At 68.1% G+C, this 16,469-nt stretch carries 11 protein-coding genes and 2 tRNA genes; 10 read left to right on the top strand and 3 right to left on the bottom strand.

Features of this window, described 5'->3' with window-relative positions:
- Positions 1–43: 43 nt before the first annotated feature.
- Positions 44–1,978 carry an FAD/NAD(P)-binding protein gene (locus tag ACFVTD_RS13160; RefSeq protein ID WP_387563476.1) on the bottom strand — a complete coding sequence of 645 codons (1,935 nt, stop codon included), beginning with the start codon at positions 1,976–1,978 and terminating at the stop codon, positions 44–46.
- A gap of 84 nt (positions 1,979–2,062) precedes the next feature.
- Here ACFVTD_RS13160 and ACFVTD_RS13155 point away from each other — a divergent pair, with 84 nt between their 5' ends.
- From ACFVTD_RS13155 to ACFVTD_RS13140, 4 genes are all read left to right on the top strand, one after another.
- Positions 2,063–4,321, top strand: a complete 2,259-nt coding sequence (locus tag ACFVTD_RS13155) for a prolyl oligopeptidase family protein (protein WP_387563473.1) — start codon at positions 2,063–2,065, stop codon at positions 4,319–4,321.
- Positions 4,300–4,851, top strand: coding sequence for a GNAT family N-acetyltransferase (locus ACFVTD_RS13150; RefSeq protein WP_387563470.1), 552 nt, complete (start codon positions 4,300–4,302; stop codon positions 4,849–4,851). Before ACFVTD_RS13155 ends, ACFVTD_RS13150 begins: the two co-directional genes overlap by 22 nt.
- A gap of 105 nt (positions 4,852–4,956) precedes the next feature.
- Positions 4,957–5,045 (top strand) — tRNA-Ser (locus ACFVTD_RS13145).
- Between the two features lie 116 nt (positions 5,046–5,161).
- On the top strand, positions 5,162–6,643 hold the full coding sequence (locus ACFVTD_RS13140) for an MFS transporter (RefSeq protein WP_387563466.1): 1,482 nt from the start codon (positions 5,162–5,164) through the stop codon (positions 6,641–6,643).
- On the opposite strand, the gene ACFVTD_RS13135 is transcribed toward ACFVTD_RS13140, so the two are convergent.
- Positions 6,567–8,771 (bottom strand): RecQ family ATP-dependent DNA helicase, encoded by a 2,205-nt coding sequence (locus tag ACFVTD_RS13135; RefSeq protein WP_387563463.1) that lies wholly within the window; start codon positions 8,769–8,771, stop codon positions 6,567–6,569. The two genes, ACFVTD_RS13140 and ACFVTD_RS13135, sit on opposite strands and share 77 nt — an antisense overlap.
- A gap of 151 nt (positions 8,772–8,922) precedes the next feature.
- Here ACFVTD_RS13135 and ACFVTD_RS13130 point away from each other — a divergent pair, with 151 nt between their 5' ends.
- The 4 genes from ACFVTD_RS13130 (at position 8,923) to ACFVTD_RS13115 (ending at position 12,611) form a co-directional block, all read left to right on the top strand.
- A complete protein-coding gene (locus tag ACFVTD_RS13130) occupies positions 8,923–10,341 on the top strand; it encodes a phosphomannomutase/phosphoglucomutase (RefSeq protein ID WP_387563460.1) in 1,419 nt (472 codons plus the stop codon).
- A 6-nt stretch (positions 10,342–10,347) separates the two neighbouring features.
- Entirely contained in the window at positions 10,348–10,845 is a 498-nt protein-coding gene (locus tag ACFVTD_RS13125; RefSeq protein WP_387563457.1) for a hypothetical protein, read from the top strand.
- A 15-nt stretch (positions 10,846–10,860) separates the two neighbouring features.
- Entirely contained in the window at positions 10,861–11,310 is a 450-nt protein-coding gene (locus ACFVTD_RS13120) for an RrF2 family transcriptional regulator (protein ID WP_387563454.1), read from the top strand.
- Positions 11,311–11,450: 140 nt separating this feature from the next.
- Complete coding sequence (locus ACFVTD_RS13115) at positions 11,451–12,611, top strand: globin domain-containing protein (RefSeq protein WP_387563451.1); 1,161 nt, start codon at positions 11,451–11,453, stop codon at positions 12,609–12,611.
- A gap of 136 nt (positions 12,612–12,747) precedes the next feature.
- On the opposite strand, the gene ACFVTD_RS13110 is transcribed toward ACFVTD_RS13115, so the two are convergent.
- A complete protein-coding gene (locus tag ACFVTD_RS13110; RefSeq protein WP_387563448.1) occupies positions 12,748–14,580 on the bottom strand; it encodes a phosphoenolpyruvate carboxykinase (GTP) in 1,833 nt (610 codons plus the stop codon).
- Positions 14,581–14,856: 276 nt separating this feature from the next.
- Between ACFVTD_RS13110 and ACFVTD_RS13105 the strand changes: the two genes are divergently transcribed.
- Positions 14,857–14,933 (top strand) — tRNA-Arg (locus tag ACFVTD_RS13105).
- Between the two features lie 75 nt (positions 14,934–15,008).
- Positions 15,009–16,463, top strand: coding sequence for a dihydrolipoyl dehydrogenase family protein (locus ACFVTD_RS13100; protein ID WP_387563445.1), 1,455 nt, complete (start codon positions 15,009–15,011; stop codon positions 16,461–16,463).
- The last annotated feature ends 6 nt before the right edge of the window (positions 16,464–16,469 follow it).

The following is a 16,469-nucleotide window of genomic DNA, read 5'->3' as shown; positions in this document are numbered from 1 at the left end:
AGCGACCTAAAGTGATGGCGCATCACCGTTTAACCTTTGGAGATTAATTTCTGCGAAGGATGGCGGCGGCAATCTCGTCCGCGTCGCGGAGGGTACGCTGGCCGCTGCGGTACGCGGGCCCGCCGGGCTGGAGCGCCTCTGCGGCGATGGCGGTGCCCCACTGGGCCGAGGACAACTGCAGCCCCAGCACGAAGAGCCCTTCAGTGACCGACCCGTTGGCCGCCACCGGGCGGTACGGGTGGGCCTCCACGTCCAGGCCGGTGGACTCGATGGGGGCACCTTCGGCGGTCATCATGAGCTTGGGCCGCACCAGCCCGTCGGACAGCAGCTGCGACAGGAGCGGTGAATCGTTGGCCGAGACCCGGTTACCGGGGGCCAGCGCCTCCACCATGGTCTTCGCCGTGGCCGGCGGCCCCGCCACCCACGGCGAGGACGCGGTGAACAGCACCGATTTCCGGTCCACGCCGAATTTCGGGTCCGGCCCCACGAAGCTGACCACCCCGGCCCGTGCCAGTGCTGCCAGCTGTTCGGACCGCAGTGCGGGCGGTCCGCTGGCCAGGCCCTCCACGAACGATTCAAACCAGCCCCGCAGGCCGGCGACCCAGGATGCATCGGTGATACCGCCGTCGGCCACCGCGGTCTTGAGGACGGCGCGCCCGTGGTGGAGCGCCCCGATGGCCATCTTGACCGGATCGTCCTCGCCCAGCGCCGAGCGGCGTGCATCGTCGAGCAGGAACTCCACGACCGCGGCGTCATGCGCCCTGCGGGACTCGAAGGAACGCCCTGCCAGTGGAGCCGCGAGCCCCGGCAGGTCCAGGCGGTGGCGGGGACCTACGTGGACGGTCAGGACGCTCTCCACGCTGTCCTCCCAGTTCGCGGCGCTGTGTGCGTGCGGCTGCAGGGCTTCCTCCAGGGCCGTAAGGAAGGCGGGCGCATCGGGCACCGCGCCGGGCTGCGAGCGCACCAGGGTGGAGTAGTAGGCCCACAGGGCATCCCGGTGCAGGAGCGGCCACAGGTCGTGGTCGAACGACGGGCGGATTCCGGCCTTCTCCAGCCGATCGATGGTGGCCTCGGTGAGGTACCGGAGCGTGACGGAAGAGGCGTAGTAGCCATCCAGCGCCGCCTTGGCACGGTACGGGGTCCCGCGCCGCGACGCCGCAATGATCCGGGGTTCCTGGCCGGACGGTTCATACGCGAGGCCGCTGCCGTTGGGCACGAACTTGCCGCCGCGTCCCTCGGTGAGCTGGCCCATGGTGTCGAAGAAGTTCAGGCCCATGCCGCGGACCAGGACCGGTTCCCCGGCAGGGATCCGGGACCAGTCCACGTCCGCGGGCACGGCCGGGGGAAAGTACTCCAGGCCCAATTGCCCGGCGGCGGCCTCCAGCCCGCGCTGTTCCGGGTTGAGCCGGGAAGGGATGTGCCCCAGTGCCAGCACCACGGAACCGGCGCGGATGGCCGCCCCGGTGGCCAAGCCTACGTCGAACGTTCCGTCTCCCAGCGGACGCACCGACGTTGCGGTCGTCTCGTGGAATTCCACCGTGACGGCGTCGGATGCGTTGCCCAGCAGTTCCTCCACGGTGCAGCGGAGGTAGCGGCCGTAGAGGGCACGGCTGGGAAAATCATTGGATCCCAGCGACGCCAGCTCCGCCCGTTCCTCCGCGGTCAGGGACGGCAGCGGGTCCCGCTGCTGGGTGGCCCGCCACTGGTCGAAGGTGCGGCCGGCAACAGGTGCGGGAAGGGCCGGGTCCTCGGGAACCAGGGTGGGATAGAACGACTGGGTGTTCATCAGGAACAACCGGGACTGGCCCGGCTGCCACACATGTCCGGGGCCTGCGGGGTAGGGATCCACGACGTCGATGTGCAGGTGCGCTTTCGGGTGGCCTGCGATGGCGGTGTGGGCGAGCAGCCGCTCCAGCACGCTGGTGCCGCGGGGGCCGCCACCGATGATGACGGCCCGGTTGCTCTGCGATATTTCCACGCCATACAGCGTACGGGCTGGAAGCGGAGCGTGCTCCAGACGCTTGACTTGCCAGTCATGGGGGATGTTGTTTGGATGGGGCCCATGACCACCACAGCAGCTGATCAAGCGCCCGTTCCCGGCACCGGCAAGGACACCTCCGGCACCGACCTACGCGAAACCGCGCCGGAACCCGTCGACGAGAACGTGTGGCTGGAGGACATCTACGGCGAGGAGCAGCTGGCCTGGGTCAAGGAGCAAAACTCCCGCACCGAGGACCTGCTGGAAGGCGGCGGCTACCCGGAACTGGAGGCCGGAATCCTGGAGGTCCTGGACTCCACGGACCGGATCGCCATGGTGGGCAAGCGCGGAGATTGGTACTACAACTTCTGGCGGGACCAGCAGAACCCCAAAGGCCTGTGGCGGCGGACCACCTGGGAGAGCTACTGCACCGATTCCCCGGAATGGGATGTCCTGCTGGATGTTGACGAGCTGTCCCGGGCCGAAGGCGAAGAGTGGGTGTTCCACGGCGCCACGTTCCTGCGCCCGGCAGACGGGGAGCCCTACCGGCTGGCGCTGCTCGCCCTCTCCCCCGACGGCGGCGACGCCAACCGGTACCGCGAGTTCGACGTCGAGGCGCGCGGCTTCGTGGACCCCGCCCGCGGCGGGTTCGACCTCCCCACCGCGAAAGGCAACGTATCCTGGCTCGACGCGGGCACCCTGCTGGTGGCTTCCACCGCGGACGGGCTGCCGAAGACGGCGTCCTCCTACGCGCGGACGGCAGTGACGCTCAAGCGCGGGGAATCCCTGGCCGCGGCACCCCGGCTTTTCGAGGTGCCGGAAGACCACATGATGGCCGTTGCCGCGCACGACTCCACGCCCGGCTTTGAGCGGACCTTCGCAGTGGACTACATCGACTTCTTCAACCGCACCAACTTTGTGCTGCGGGACGGAAGCTGGGTGCAGATCGACGTGCCCACCGACGTCAATGTCAGCGCGCACCGGGACTGGCTGCTCTTCCGTCCGCAGCAGGACTGGGTCCTGGACGGCACCACGTATCCTTCCGGTGCCCTGCTTGCCGCCAACTTCGAGGACTACCTCGCCGGCAGCCGGGACCTCACTGTCCTGTTCACCCCCGATGCCCACACCTCCCTGCAGTCCTGGAGCTGGACCCGGAACTTCCTCCTGCTCAACCTGCTCAAGGACGTCTCCTCCGAAATCCGGGTGCTGGACCCGTCCCGGCCGTCAGGGAACACCGACGCCGGCTGGGCCGCGACCCTCCTCGACGCCTGCCCGCCGCTGCATGACGTGAACGCCTACGCCGTGGACGACGAAGACGAGGCACCGGCCGATGGCGGGGCCGGCGACGACTTCTGGCTTATCGCAACCGGCTTCACCACCCCCACCACGCTGATGCGCGGCACCTTGGAACACGGCACCTTGGAACACGGGAGCGCCGGCCCGTCCGGCGTGGTGAGCCGGCACGCGGTGGTCAAGACCTCGCCGTCGTTCTTTGCCGACGGTGACTATGAGGTGGAACAGCACTTCGCCGTGTCCGACGACGGCACCCGGGTCCCGTACTTCCAGGTGGCGCCGCGCGGGCTGGCTTTGGACGGACAGAACCCCACCCAGCTGTCCGGCTACGGCGGGTTCGAGGTGTCCCGGACTCCGGCCTACAGCGGCACCGTCGGCCGGGCGTGGCTGGAGCGGCGGACCACGCTCTCGGACGGCAGCGACGGGAAGTCACCCCACTCGCGCGGCGGTGTGTACGTGGTGGCCAACATCCGCGGCGGCGGCGAATACGGGCCGGCCTGGCACCGTGCCGCGCTGAAGGAAAACCGGCACCGCGCCTACGAGGACTTTGCAGCCGTGGCGCGGGACCTCATCTCCCGCGGCGTCACCTCGCCGCGGCGGCTGGGCTGCGTGGGCGGGTCCAATGGCGGCCTCCTGGTGGGGAACATGCTCACCCGGTACCCGGAACTGTTCCGGGCCGTCTCCTGCGGCGTGCCCCTGCTGGACATGCGCCGCTACACCAAGCTCTCCGCGGGGCACTCGTGGATTGCCGAGTACGGCGACCCCGACGTCCCGGAGCAGTGGGAGTACATCAGGACCTTCTCCCCGTACCATCTGCTCAAGGACGCGGTGGAGTACCCGGAGACTTTCATCTGGACGGCGACCTCGGACGACCGGGTGGGACCCGTGCAGGCACGGAAGATGGCCGCCCGGATGCTGGCCATGGGCATCCCGAACGTATGGTTCCACGAGGCCCTGGAGGGCGGCCACGCAGGCGCCTCCGACAACCGGCAGGCCGCTGCCCTGCAGGCGCGCAGCCAGCACTTCCTGTGGAAAGCGCTGGCGGGCTGACCGCCATGGCAGCCGGGCTGGCGGTGCGGCGGGCCGTTGCCGCGGATGTGGGGCGGCTGGCCCGGGTGCACGTCCGCTGCTGGCAGGAGACCTACCGGGGCATGCTGTCCGATGCCTTCCTCGCGGCCGTGGATCCGGCGGATCGGCTGGGGCTCTGGCAGCATTTGCTGGACCGCCCGGATCCTGCCGACGCGTGGGTGGCGTGCGACGGCGGGACGGTGGTGGGGTTTGCCGGTTCCCGCCGGCTGCCTGCCACCGGTTCCCCGGAAGGGCACCCGCCGCCGGCCTCCGGAGATTTGGAGCTGTGGGGGCTGTACCTGTTGGCCTCGCACCAGGGCCGCGGGCTGGGCGCCCGTTTGCTGGACGCGGCCATAGGCCAGAGCGCGGCGAGCCTCTGGGTGGCCGCCGGCAACAACCGGGCCATCGGTTTCTACCGCCACTTTGGCTTTGCAGCCGACGGCGCCAGGGACGTCCTGGCGGACTGGGAGGACCTGCCCGAGATCCGGATGGTCCGCCCGTCACAGCACTGACTGCGGGCCGGCCCCCTCCCTGCACCCCGGGCGGGTCCCATCGCGGCACCGTTTTGCACTGCATGGCCGGATCTGCGTATCCTTGGTGGGCTAGTAATAGCAACTGGAGACGTGCCAGAGCGGCCGAATGGACTTCACTGCTAATGAAGGGTCGGGGTTAAACTCGACCGGGGGTTCAAATCCCCCCGTCTCCGCGTTTGGCCCCGGTCCTTGGACCGGGGCCTTTTGCGTTTCCGGCGGCTTATGGAACGCGCTGTCCGGCCAACGGACACCGTAGGCGCCCCCGGCGCCGCGGTGGCAGGATTGGCCCATGGCGGCACCCAGCAAACCAGACCACCCGGACGGCGCGCGAACGGGATGGAATCCGCGCCTCGCCCTTCTGGTAGCGGCAGCGTTCTTCATGGAATTCCTGGACGGCACGGTCCTCACCACGGCCATTCCCAGCATCTCGGCTGACTTTGCTGTCCCCGCCGCCGACGTCAACATCACCATGACCGCCTACCTGCTGACGGTGGCCATCGGCATTCCCCTCAGCGGCTGGCTGGCGGAGCGCTTTGGGGCCAGGCGGATCTTCTGCACAGCCATCGCGGTGTTCACCCTCTCATCCCTGGCCTGTGCACTCAGCCAGGACCTGGCCACACTGACCTTGAGCCGCATTGCCCAGGGTGCCGGCGGCGCCATGATGGTCCCGGTGGGGACACTGGTGGTGCTGCGTGGCACCCCGAAGTCGGAGCTGTTGCGCGCCACCGCGTTCCTTGTATGGCCCGGGCTCCTGGCGCCGGTCCTCGCGCCGCTGGTGGGCGGGGCGCTCACCACATACCTGTCGTGGCACTGGATCTTCCTGGTGAACCTGCCGCTTGGCGCGGCCGCCTTCGCAGTATCGCTTCGGCTGGTTCCGACGGTGCCCGGGGATCCCGGCCGGCGGCTGGACTGGCCAGGAATGCTCCTGACAACGGTTGGCGTCGGCGCCCTGGTGACCGGCCTGGAGCTTGACAGCAGCCACCCGGGGCTTCCCTGGGCCGGAATCAGCGCCGCGGCCGGAGCAGCGGCATTGGCCGGGGCTGTCCTGTGGATGCGCAGGGCTCCCCATCCGCTCTTCAACCTCCAGGTCTTCCGCACCCGGACGTTCCGGGCCATGGCCACGGGCGGCTTCGTCTACCGGGTCACCATCAGTTCGGTGCCGTTCCTGCTGCCGCTGATGTTCCAGGCGGGCTTCGGCTGGTCGCCGCTGCACGCCGGCGCCCTCGTGGCAGCGGTCTTCATCGGGAATATCGGGATCAAACCGGCCACCACTCCGTTGATTCGGAAGTTCGGCTTCAAGGCGATGCTGGTGTTCGCTTCCTTGGCCTCGGCCGTGACCTTCGCCCTCTGCGCACTGATGACGCCGGAGACGCCCGTGGCTTTGATGGCCGCCCTGCTGGTGTGCAGCGGCGCCTTCCGCTCCATCGGTTTTTCGGCCTACGCCTCGGTCCAGTACGCGGACGTTCCCCCTGGCCAGCTGACCTCCGCCAACACTGTTTCCGCCACGCTGGTGCAGCTCGGCACGGGTTCCGGCATCGCAATCGCAGCCTTGCTGATCCGGACCTTTGACGGCCTGGGCGCCGCGGCCCAGGATCCGGCAGGCCCGTTCCGCGGCGCATTCCTGGCGATGGCAGTCCTGATGCTGGCAAGCACCGTGGACAGCATCCTGCTCCCCCGTCACGCGGGGGCGGCGGTCAGCCGGCCTGGGCCAGCACCAGGGGCAGCACCGCTCCCGCCCCGGCCAGCCGAAGGGCGCGCCCCGCGACGGTGAGGGTCCACCGGCTGTCCGTGAGGTCATCGATCAGCATCACCGGCTGGCCCTGGACGGACTGCAGGGCGGCTTCGAGCTCGGGACCCACCACCAACCGGTCCCATACACCCGCCAGCCGATAGGCGCTGTTGCCCCCGCGGCCGCCGGTGGGACCGCCATGCGCCAGCTGCAGCTCACCGAGGTAGGGAATGCGCCCGATCTCGGAGATGCCCCGTGCCAGCGAACCCACGAGCTGGGGCTTGCCGCGGGAAGGGACATTCACAATCGCGGCCGGCCTGCCCGCCCCGCTCCATCCCGGGTTCCGGCCATCGCCGCTCCCCCACTCACGCAGTACCTGGACGCAGGCCTGGAGCATGCCGGGATCGACCGGCCGGTCCTCGGCGCCGGCAGCGAACAGTTCCCGCAGGGCACCGCCCCAGCCGAGATCCGTCAGGCGGGCCAGGACGCGCCCCTCCGACAGTCCTTCGCCCGGTTTGAGTTTCCCCTTCACCGGCACCCCAAGACGGTCCATTCCGCTGGGCCACTGAAGACGCGGTTCCAGGACGCCGCCCGCCCTGCTCAAGGTCTGGCTGGCTGCGGCCGTGGCGTCGGCGGCCACATCCGCGGGGAACCACTGGCCTGCGCAGTTGTCACACCGGCCGCAGGGGCGGGCTGTCTCGTCATCCAGGACCGACGTGATGTACTCCATCCGGCAGCCGGCCGTGTCCTGGTAGATGACCATGGAGTCCTGCTCGTCCACCCGGGCCTCCGCAATGCGGCTGTAGCGTTCGGCGTCGTAAACCCAGGGCTGGCCGGTTGAACGCCAGCCGCCGCCGACCCGCTCCACGGCTCCGTCCACGGACAGGACCTTCAGCAGCAGCTCGAGCGGAGTCCGGCGAAGGTCCACCCTGGCCTCGAGGGCAACCGTTGACAGCGCGGCCCCTGCCTCGGCCAGCGCCGTCAGCACGGCGGCCGCCTTCTCCTCCGACGGCATGGACGCTGTGGCGAAGTACTGCCATATTTCCCGGTCCTCGGATCCGGGCAGGAGCAGGACATCGGCGTTCGCGGCGCCACGGCCGGCGCGGCCCACCTGCTGGTAGTACGCCACCGGCGACGACGGCGCGCCGAGGTGGACGACGAAGCCAAGATCAGGCTTGTCAAAGCCCATTCCGAGCGCTGAAGTGGCCACCAGCGCCTTGACCTGGTTGTCCTTCAGGAGCTGCTCTGCCCGCTCCCGGTCCGCCGGATCGGTCCGCCCGGTATAGGCCAGCACGTTGTGTCCCGCCTCGGACAGGAGCCGGGCGGTGTCCTCCGCCGCGGAAACGGTCAGCGTGTAGATGATGCCGCTCCCGGGAAGGTCTGCCAGGTGGGTCAGCAGCCACCCCAGCCGCTCCCTGGAATTGGGCAGCGACAGGACCCCCAGCCGGAGCGAGTCCCGGCCCAGGGAGCCGCGGATGGTCAGCACGCCGGCCCCGAGCTGTTCCTCGATGTCATGCACCACCCGTGAGTTGGCCGTGGCCGTGGTGGCCAGGACCGGAACCGTGTCCGGCAGGCGGCCGATGAGGTCGGCGATCCGGCGGTAGTCGGGGCGGAAATCGTGGCCCCAGTCGGAAATGCAGTGGGCTTCGTCGATGACCAGCAGGCCCGTCCGGCGGAGGAGTTCGGGCAACTGGGTCTCCCTGAACGCGGGGTTGGTGAGCCGCTCCGGGGACACCAGGAGGACATCCACCTCGTCCGCGGCCAACTGTTCACGGACGGCGTCCCACTCCAGCTGGTTGGCGGAGTTGATGGCCACGGCCCGGACCCCGGCCCGGGCTGCGGCCGCCACCTGGTCGCGCATCAAGGCCAGCAGGGGCGAGACGATGAGCGTGGGCCCGGCTCCCCGGCGGCGCAGCAGAAGGGAGGCCACGAAGTACACGGCAGACTTCCCCCAGCCGGTGCGCTGGACCACCAGGGCCCGCCGCCCGCCGTCGACCAATGCCTCGATGGCTTCGAACTGCCCGTCGTGGAAGACCGCGTCCGGGTGCCCGACCAAACCGCGAAGGACCTCCAGCGCCTCGGCGTGCGTGGCGGTCCCCGGCCCCCCGGGGCCGGCCGCATCTTCGACTGCGGTAGCGGAAACTGTGGAAGCGAACTGGTTATTGGCCATTGATTCAGTATCCCAGCACCCTCCGACAGCCCCCTAAACCCTCCCACCGCTATGTGGAAAGCGCCACAACCCCCGCTGAAAGGCCGGCACTGTGACGCAAGTTCTCCCGGAACCCGTTGGCCCCCTGCGCCGCACACGTAAGATAAAGCCCGTGACTAGCGAACAGACAACGACATTTGATCTCTCGGCATCCTTCAAGGCCTACGACGTCCGTGGGATTGTCGGCGAGTCGATCACCGCCGAAATCGTCGAAGCCGTGGGGGCCGCGTTCGTGGATGTCCTGCAGCTTGAGGGCCAGACCATCGTGGTGGGCGGGGACATGCGCCCGTCCTCCCCCGAGTTCACCAAGGCGTTCGCCAATGGAGCGGCTGCCCGCGGCGCCAACGTGGAGCTCCTGGACCTGATCTCCACCGATGAGCTGTACTTTGCCTGCGGCTTCCTCAACCGCGCCGGGGCAACCTTCACCGCCAGCCACAACCCCGCCGAATACAACGGCATCAAGATGGCCAAGGCAGGGGCCGTGCCCATCTCCTCCGAGACCGGGCTCAAGGAAATCCAGGCCCTGGCGGAGCAGTACCTCAACTCCGGGTCCATTCCGGCTGCCGGCGCCAAGGGCCTGATCAGCGTCCGCGACGTCCTGAAGGACTACTCCGAGTACCTCCGCAAGCTCGTTGACCTCTCGGGTTCACGCCCGCTGAAGGTGGTGGTGGACGCCGGCAACGGCATGGCCGGCCTGACCACCCCGGCAGTCCTCGGCGACGCCCTGCTGCACAAGCTGCCGTTCGACATCGTTCCGCTGTACTTCGAGCTCGACGGCTCTTTCCCCAACCACCCGGCCAACCCGCTGGAGCCGGAAAACCTCCGCGACCTGCAGGCCGCAGTCATCGAGCACGGCGCGGATATCGGCCTGGCCTTCGACGGCGATGCCGACCGCTGCTTCGTCATCGACGAGAAGGGCGAACCCGTGTCGCCGTCGGCCATTACCGGCATGGTGGCGCGCCGCGAGATCGCCCGCGCCAAGGCCCAGGGCGAGGAAACGCCCAGCATCATCCACAACCTGCTGACCTCCCGCGCCGTCGCCGAACTGGTGGAGCACGACGGCGGCCGCGCGGTCCGCACGCGCGTGGGCCACTCCTTCATCAAGGCAGTCATGGCCAAGGAAGGTGCCGTGTTCGGCGGCGAACACTCCGCGCACTTCTACTTCCGCGATTTCTGGAACGCTGACACCGGCATGCTGGCTGCCATGCACGTCCTGGCAGCCCTGGGTGAGCAGGACGGCCCGCTCTCCGACCTGGCCCGCGAATACGAGCCCTATGTCAGCTCCGGCGAAATCAACTCCGAGGTGGAGGACAAGCCGGCAGCGGTGGAGCGCGTGCGCCAGGCATTCGCGGACGAGGACCTCACCATCGACAACCTGGACGGCAGCACGTTCACGGCCAACGACGGCAGCTACTGGTTCAACCTTCGCCCGTCCAACACCGAACCGTTCCTGCGGCTCAATGCCGAGGCCACGGACCGCGCCACCATGGAACGCGTCCGCGACCGCGTCCTGGCCCTGGTGCGGTCCTAGCACCGGATGACCGACCACACCGGGCCGGCAGCGGAGGGGCACAGCGGGCAGGAGAGCTGGCGTGATTCCGTCTCCGAAGTCACGGCAACAGACCTGGAGAACCTCCTGGGCACGGGCGTCAGCGCCGCCCAGGAGCAGCTCCAGCGCAACGGCGGCTTCCTCCCCTTCGCCCTGACCGTCCAGAACGACGGCGAGGTGCGGCTGGTTGCCGTCTCCCCGGCGGATGCAGGAGAGGGCAGTGACGGGGAGTTCGACGCCGACGCCATGATCCGCGACCTGCAGGCCCTCCTCCGCCAGAACCGCGATGACTTCCGCGCCGCCGCGGTGGTCTGCGACATCATGCTGGTGGAGGAGGACACGGACGCCATCCATGTGGCAGCCGAGCACCGCGACGGCTCCCTCTTCGCAGCCGTGCTGCCCTACGCCCCGAACGCCACCAGCCAAACTTGGGAATTCGGCGAACTCGGCGCGGACGCCAGCGAACCCACGATCTGGGTGGACTAGACCGGACCCGCAGCCATGAAGATCAATGCCTTCGCCGACGTCAGCCTGCGCGCCCTCATGGTGCTCGCAGCCGTTCCCGATGGCACGCTGCTCACCACCCAGAGCATCGCAGATTCGGTGGGGACCCCCTACAACCACGTCAGCAAGGCCATGGCCAAGCTGCGGAGCATGGGCCTGATCGAGGTGGTCCGTGGCCGCTCCGGCGGTTCCCGGCTCAGCCATGCCGGGCGCATCGCCACCGTCGGACAGATCCTGCGCCAGTTGGATACCCGCACCGATCCCGCCGACTGCGTTGCACCTGGCGGGAACTGCCCCCTCATCAATGAGTGCAGGCTCCGCGGCGCCCTGGCCCGTGCCCGGGAGGCCTTCTACGCCGAACTTGATTCCGTGGTGATCGGGGAACTCCCCCAGGCCCGGCAAATGGCTCCGGTTTTCCAGATGATCGGCCTCCGTCCGGGGCTTTAACTGCCGCCTATCCGGGCTCCGGCTATCAGTTTGATTTCGAACTTCTACAAGGTGTAGAACTGAGGCAGAAATACTCGTATTTCAAATATGAGTTTTCATCCGGCCGGACGAAGGCCCCGGCCACAACCTCAGGAGTACAGATGCTCTCGGACAAGTCCCGCCCCGTCATTGAGGCCACCCTGCCGCTGGTCGGCTCCCGGATCGGATCCATCACCCCCAACTTCTACGCCCGCCTTTTCGCGGCGCACCCAGAACTGATGGATGGCTTGTTCAGCCGCTCCAACCAGCGCTCCGGAAACCAGCAGCAGGCCCTCGCCGGCAGCATCGCCGCCTTCGCCACCCACCTGGTGAACAACCCCGGAACCCTGCCGGAAACCGTCCTTTCCCGCATCGCCCACCGGCACGCCTCCCTTGGCATCACCGAACCGCAGTACCAGGTGGTCTACGAGCACCTCTTCGCGGCCATCGCCGAGGACCTGGCCGAGGTCATCACCCCTGAGATCGCCGAAGCCTGGACCGAGGTGTACTGGCTCATGGCAGACGCCCTGATCAAGCTCGAGAAGGGCCTCTACGCTGCGCAGGCGAATGACAAAATGTGGACGCCGTGGCGGGTCGCGGCCAAGACGCCGGCGGGAACCGGGTCCATGACCTTCACCCTGGAGCCCGCGGACGACACCCCCGTCACCCCGGCCCTTCCCGGCCAGTACGTCAGCGTCAAGGTGGCCGTTGCGGACGGCCTGCGGCAGGTGCGCCAGTATTCACTCTCGGGGGACGCGGGCACCAGCCGCACCTTCACCACCAAGCTGGACGACGGCGGCGAGGTCTCCCCCGTGCTGCACAACACCGTCCAGGTGGGCGACGTCGTCGAGATTTCCAACCCTTACGGCGAGATCACCCTCAAGGAGGGCGACGGCCCTGTGGTCCTCGCGTCCGCGGGCATCGGCTGCACCCCCACCGCCTCCATCCTGCGTTCCCTCGCCGAGTCCGGCTCGGACCGCCAGGTCCTGGTGCTGCATGCCGAAAGCACCCTGGACAGCTGGGCGCTGCGCAGCCAGATGACGGACGACGTCGAACGCCTGGACGGCGCCGAACTGCAGCTCTGGCTGGAAAAGCCGGTCAGCGGCGCCAAGGAAGGCTTCATGTCCCTGCGCGAGGTGGACCTCCCGGCCGACGCTTCGCTGTACCTCTGCGGCCCGCTGCCGTTCATGAAGAACATCCGCAACGAGGCCATCAACGCCGGCATCCCCGCCACCCGGATCCACTACGAGGTCTTCGGCCCGGACATCTGGCTCGCCAGCTGAGTCCCCACCGCCTCCCTAACTTCGCTCCGCTCAGCCAGGGAACCCTCGGCGGCGGAGGCCCCTGTTGGTGAACGACGACGGCCCCGCACCTTTTCGAGAAAGGTGCGGGGCCGTCGTCGTAGGGAAGGCCGGGATGCTAGTGCTTGGCCATCCGGCCCTTCAGGGAATCGAGCTCCGAGCGCAGGGCATCCGGCAGCGAGTCGCCGAACCTGGCGTACCACTCCTCGATGGAGGCGAGCTCGGCGTCCCACTCCTCGCGGTCGACGCGGACGGCGTCCTCAACGTGGGCGTGGGTCAGGTCCAGGCCGGTGAGGTCCAGGGCGTGCCCGGCAGGGACGTATCCGATGGGGGTCTCGACGGCGTCGGCCTTGCCCTCGATGCGCTCGATGGCCCACTTGAGGACCCGGGCGTTGTCGCCGAAGCCGGGCCAGGCGAAGCCGCCGTCAGCGGTGCGGCGGAACCAGTTCACCAGGAAGATGTGGGGCAGGCGTTCCGGGTTGGCCTTGCCGGAGACGCTGATCCAGTGCTTCAGGTAGTCCCCTGCGTCGTAGCCGATGAACGGCAGCATGGCCATGGGGTCGCGGCGGAGCACGCCCACCTGCCCGGCGGCCGCGGCGGTGGTCTCGGAGGACAGGGTGGAGCCCATGAAGATGCCGTTGGTCCAGCTGCGGGCCTGGGTGACCAGCGGAACGGTGGTTTTGCGGCGCCCGCCGAAGAGGATGGCGGAAAGTTCCACGCCCTCCGGGCTGTAGTACTCCTCGGCCAGCATGTCGATCTGCGCGATCGGCGTGCAGAAGCGGGAGTTCGGGTGGGCGGCCGGCTTGTCCGAATCCGGGGTCCACGAGTTGCCCTGCCAGTCGGTCAGGTGCGCCGGAACCTCGTCCGTCATGCCTTCCCACCACACGCCGCCGTCGTCGGTCAGGGCGACGTTGGTGAAGATGCTGTGGCCCTTGGCGATGGCGCGCATGGCGTTGGGGTTGGTGCCCCAGCCGGTGCCGGGGGCAACGCCGAAGAGGCCTGCTTCCGGGTTGGTGGCGCGGAGTTCGCCTTCCTTGCCGATCCGCATCCAGGTGATGTCATCGCCCAGGGTCTCCACTTCCCAGCCTTCGATGGTGGGATCGAGCAGCGCGAGGTTGGTCTTGCCGCAGGCGGAGGGGAAAGCGGCGGAAACGTAGTAGTTCTTCTTTTCCGGCGAGGTCAGCTTGAGGATGAGCATGTGCTCGGCCAGCCAGCCCTCGTCGCGGGCCATCACCGAGGCGATGCGCAGCGCGTAGCACTTCTTGCCCAGCAGGGCGTTTCCGCCGTAGCCGGAGCCGAAGGACCAGATGGAGCGCTCCTCGGGGAAGTGGACGATCCACTTGTCCGGGTTGCAGGGCCAGGCGACGTCGTCCTGGCCGGGCTCCAGCGGTGCGCCCAGGGAGTGCAGTGCCGGGACGAAGAAGGCGTTGGTCTCGGTGATCTTGTCCAGCACCGCGGTACCGATGTTGGCCATGATGCGCATGGAGGCAACAACGTAGGCGCTGTCGGTGATTTCGACGCCGAACTTGGGGTCCTCGGCGTCAAGGTGGCCCATGACGAACGGGATCACGTACATGGTGCGGCCGCGCATGGAGCCGGCGAACAGGCCGCGCAGCTTGTCCTTCATCTCCCGCGGATCCATCCAGTTGTTGGTGAAGCCGGCGTCGCGCTTGTTTTCGGAGCAGATGAACGTCTGCTCTTCGACGCGGGCAACGTCGGCGGGATCCGAGAACGCGGCGAAGGAATTCGGGAACAGTTCAGGGTTGAGCCTGGTCAGGGTGCCGGCAGCAACGAGCTCGTCCGTGAGGCGGGTGTTTTCCTCTTCGGAGCCGTCAACCCAGTAGATGCGGTCCGGCTGCGTAAGCTCAGCAACCTCTTCGACCCATGCCAGCAGGCCGGCATGTGTGGTGGGTGCTTTCTCAAGCAGCGGCTTCTGCGCCAGATCGCCCATTGCAGTTCCCTTCCTCGGGTTCATCGGTGTGTCCTAAATGCTATGGTCCGGACCAGTGGAGTTTTTGGGGAGCTTGACTGACATCTCGGGTCACGAAAACTGAATTCCGCGGGAAATCAAGGAATTATTGCCGCAAAAACGCCAATTAAGTGACGAAGGTCACCTAGACCGGTCTAGTCGTGCAGATTACAGCCGCTTCGATTTGGCATCAGGCTTCCCCTCGCGTAAAGTAATTCGAGGTTCAGGGAGAGCGGTTCTCCTCCCGGGACACGGAATGCGCCCATAGCTCAGCTGGATAGAGCGTCTGTCTACGGAACAGAAGGTCAGGGGTTCGAATCCCTTTGGGCGCACCAACAAGGTCCGCACCGGTTCGCCGGTGCGGACCTTTTTGTGCTGCCAGGACACCCGTCCCCAGCTAGGCTTTGGTCATGGATCCCGAGGCCGCTGGGCGTGAATTTGATGTTGTTGTTATCGGCGCAGGCGCCGTAGGTGAAAATGTGGCCGACCGCGTGGTCCAGGGCGGCCTGACGGCCGTGCTCGTCGAGGCGGAACTCGTGGGCGGGGAATGCTCCTACTGGGCGTGCATGCCATCGAAGGCACTCCTCCGGCCCGGCACCGCGCTCCACGGGGCCCAAACCACGCCCGGCGCCAAGGAAGCGGTCACGCGCACCCTGGACGCCGCCGCCGTCCTGGAGCGCCGCAACTACTTCACGTCCAACTGGCAGGATGACAGCCAGGTTTCGTGGGTTAAGGACACCGGAATCGAACTGGTGCGCGGCCATGCCTGGCTGACCGGCCCGAAGGCCGTCGAGGTGGCCGGCCTGGACGGCACGCAGCACTTGCTGCGCGCGCGGCATGCCGTGGTGCTTGCCACCGGCTCCACCCCCAATACGCCGCCCATCGAGGGACTGCAGGATGTCCAGGTGTGGGGAACCCGCGAGGCAACGTCGGCCAGCGAGGTCCCGGGGCGGCTGACGGTATTGGGCGGCGGCGTGGCCGGCGCCGAACTGGCCCAGGCCTTCGCCCGCCTTGGCTCAAGCGTCACCCTGGTGGCCCGCAGCGGGCTGCTGGGCACTTTTCCGGAAGAAGCCTCGGCGCTGGTCGCCGCGGGACTGAGGGCGGACGGCGTCGAACTCCGGCTGCACACCGCCACGGACCGGATCAGCGCCAACGACGACGGCACCCTCACCGTAAGCCTTGGGGACGGAACCACCGTCACCTCGGAAAAGGTCCTGGTCTCCACCGGCCGCCATCCCGCACTGGAGGGCCTGGGCCTGGAAAGCGTCGGTTTCGAGCCGGATGGATCGGGCCATCTGTCCCTGTCCACCGACGCCTCGGGCCTGGTCCGGGAGACACCCGGGGATGAACAGTGGCTCTACGCCGTGGGCGACGCCGCCGGCAAGAACCTCTTCACCCACCAGGGCAAATACGAAGCCCGCGCCACCGGCGATGCCATTGCCGCGCGGGCAAAAGGCGAACTGGATGGAACGCCCAGCGACTGGACCCGCTACGCCCAGACGGCCAACCAGCATGCCGTACCCAGCGTCGTCTTCACGGACCCGGAGCTGGCCAGCGTGGGACGCACACTGAAGACGGCCAGGAAGGACGGCTACAACGCCTCGTCCGTGGAGCTGCCCATCGAGGTTGCCGGCTCCTCCCTGCACTCGGAGAACTACGAAGGGTGGGCTCAGCTGGTGGTTGACGAGGACCGCAAGGTCCTGCTCGGCGCAACCTTCGCCGGCCCGGACGTAGCCGAACTGCTGCACGCGGCAACCATCGCCGTGGTGGGTGAGGTCCCGCTGGACCGGCTCTGGCATGCCGTCCCCTCCTACCCCACCATCAGCGAGGTATGGCTCCGGCTTCTGGAGAAGTACGGCCTCTGAACTCTA

This window comes from Pseudarthrobacter sp. NPDC058119 (genome assembly GCF_042884655.1).
GTDB lineage: Bacteria > Actinomycetota > Actinomycetes > Actinomycetales > Micrococcaceae > Arthrobacter.
The sequence above is the reverse complement of the archived record's forward strand: the minus strand, read 5'-3'. Positions and strand labels throughout refer to the sequence as shown.